Genomic DNA, 2,624 nt, shown 5'->3' with positions numbered 1-2,624 from the left:
CCATTACATAGACCATAGAACATTGGATTGATGGTTGCGACTGGAATTCCCTTTTCTTTTCCTGCTTCCTGTAACTTAGAAAGAAGATATCGAACCTGTGGACCTAATAAAATGACATCAGCCTTATCCATTTCGTTGTTCACTTCTGCAGAGCCAACAGCCCATATTTTACAATCTACTCCTTGTTTCTTTGCACTGTCTTCCATCTTGGTAACTAGCAAACTTGTAGACATTCCGGCTGAACAACATAATAAGATATTCATTGAAATTACCCCCCTTTTTAATAATTGATTATTCTGTATTTTTACAATAAATGAAATCACATATTTTTTGCTTAACCAATGATTTGTCTTTTTCATATCACTCTCCTTAAAAGATAATTACTAAACTGGGTATTATTGCCTCTGTATTTATATTGTAGTTACAAATATACAAAATATCAACACAAATTTTTATTTGTTACTACAAATTTATTATTTAATGTTGATTATTGAACTTATCCGAGATAATCTTAATGTATATATTGGAAAGAGTTTAGGAGGAATCACTTTGGAAACCATGAATAAAGAAGCGGCATTGCATTCCATAGTTAAGGAATCAATTATCGATCTAATAAAAAACGGCGAATATCAAACGAATACAAAATTACCAACTGAAGCGGAGTTTTGTAAAATATACGGAGTAAGCAGGACAACAGTTCGCACTGCTTTACAGCAATTGACTGTCGAAGGCTATATCTATCGTGTTCAAGGCAAAGGGACTTTCGTTTCGGAAAATAAAGTGAAGCAATTTCTTACAAGCACGGTTGAAAAGTTCTCTGAGCAAGTCACGATGCAAGGGAAAAACCCCTCTACAAAGGTCATAAGCTTAAAGGTTATTGAAGCAAACGCTACCCTAGCCAATCTTTTCAAGCAAAACGTAGGTGATCCTGTCAACAAGCTAGAGCGTGTGCGTTACGTAAACGATGTCCCACTTCAATATGAAATAGCCTATCTACCTTGGTACAAAACGCCTGGGCTGAATATTGAAGCCTGTGAAAAATCACTCTTTAATGTTCTTGAAACACAGTTTAGTTTAAAAGTAAAAAAAACAGTCGAACACTTAGAATTTTCCCTTGCCGATGACTCCATTTCAGATAAGTTAGAAGTCCCTAATGGTTCACCCTGTTTTTCATTAGAAACATACACATATGAGAATGATGGATCGGTTATTGAATTCTCTAAGACCCTCTTTAGAGGCGACCGTGCACACTTTGTTATTGAACGAAACTATTAAAATATTTAAACACTAAAAAAAGACGGATACTTGCTTCAATAAGGCAATTCGTTTTTTTATATGTAATTCTCTTAATCTAAGGAAATCTAAGGAATATAATGTTCCCTATATTTATTGTGCCATATGAAGTTTTCTCTAATTCATTTAAAAAGGTTAATTCAATATTTTATTTAATCATGGTTTTTCAAATACAAAAACACAGCAATCATTATAAAGATTGCTGTGGCTAATAATATAGACTTTACCAAGATTATTCTACAAAGCTTTAATATAAAAAGGTGTTTATTGCTGAACTCCAATTCATACTTATTTATGATTTCTCAATCCTTCGGAGATGTATACATTCAATTAATAGACTTGTCAGGATATTATCAAACACCGATTTGTTTAATATCGGTAGTCTTGATATTTTTCAAGCGCTTTATATCCAAGCGAATCAATATAGAGATGATCAAAGCAACCGCGAAAAAACCTGTGAAAACGATTAAGCTTTGGGAATAGCTACCTGTTGTTTCTCTAATCCATGAAGCGAACATCGGTCCAACAAGACCTGCTGCTGCCCATGCCGTTAAAATATACCCATGAATAGCACCTAACTGCTTTGTTCCGAACAAATCACCGATATACGCTGGAATCGAAGCAAACCCTCCCCCATAGCAGGTATAAATAATTGCTAATAAAATTTGAAAAACAACTGGATTATCCGTAAATGTCAAGAGTGGGAATGCGATGACTTGTATGGAAAAAAATACGGTATACGTATTCGGGCGACCAATGAAATCTGACACAGATGCCCAACCTATACGTCCAAGGCCATTAAAAGCACCAAGAACCCCCACTAGGGCAGCTGCTGCAACGGCACTCAATCCAATACTTTCCTGAGCAAGTGGAGATGCTGCTGAAATGATAGCAATCCCACAGGTAATATTAATAAACAGCATGAGCCAGAGATAATAAAAACGTGTTGTCTTTACTGCCTCGTTTGCCGTTAGTTGCGAAAGATCCTGCAATGGCTTCACTTTTCCCATTTTAATTTTTTCTTTATACCCATCAGGTAGCCAGTCTTTCTCCGGGGGCTCCAAGTAAAGAGATGAAGCTATCATTATAATAAAGTAAGCGGTTCCAAGAGTAAAAAAGGTATTAGCAATTCCAATAGAACCAATCAAACTTTGAATGATTGGTGAGTTAATCAGTGCAGCAAATCCAAAGCCCATAATCGCTAGACCAGTCGCTAGCCCCCTACGATCTGGAAACCACTTCACTAAGGTCGATACAGGGGCGATATACCCTACGCCAAGTCCGATTCCACCGAAAACTCCATATGCAATATAAAGTAAAGGCAATGATTC

At 36.2% G+C, this 2,624-nt stretch carries 3 protein-coding genes; 1 reads left to right on the top strand and 2 read right to left on the bottom strand.

The features are described 5' to 3' along the window. Window positions 1–263: PTS sugar transporter subunit IIB (locus tag AC1DUW_RS25500; RefSeq protein ID WP_477643788.1), on the bottom strand; the 263-nt coding region annotated here is incomplete at its 3' end. 295 nt (window positions 264–558) lie between these two features. On the opposite strand from AC1DUW_RS25500, the gene AC1DUW_RS25495 reads away from it, so the two are divergent. Further along, a complete protein-coding gene (locus tag AC1DUW_RS25495; RefSeq protein ID WP_053348019.1) occupies window positions 559–1,275 on the top strand; it encodes a GntR family transcriptional regulator in 717 nt (238 codons plus the stop codon). A gap of 371 nt (window positions 1,276–1,646) precedes the next feature. On the opposite strand, the gene AC1DUW_RS25490 is transcribed toward AC1DUW_RS25495, so the two are convergent. Further along, window positions 1,647–2,624, bottom strand: a 978-nt coding sequence (locus AC1DUW_RS25490; RefSeq protein ID WP_477643787.1) for an L-lactate MFS transporter, incomplete at its 5' end; no start/stop codon positions are given.

The organism is Peribacillus sp. P4_C12 (genome assembly GCF_056402095.1).
This window is presented reverse-complemented; position numbering and strand designations above follow the sequence as displayed.

Coding starts and splice junctions, on each gene's coding strand:
- AC1DUW_RS25495 (WP_053348019.1), top strand. CDS start 559: ATGAATAAAGAAGCGGCATTGCATTCCATAGTTAAGGAATCAATTATC.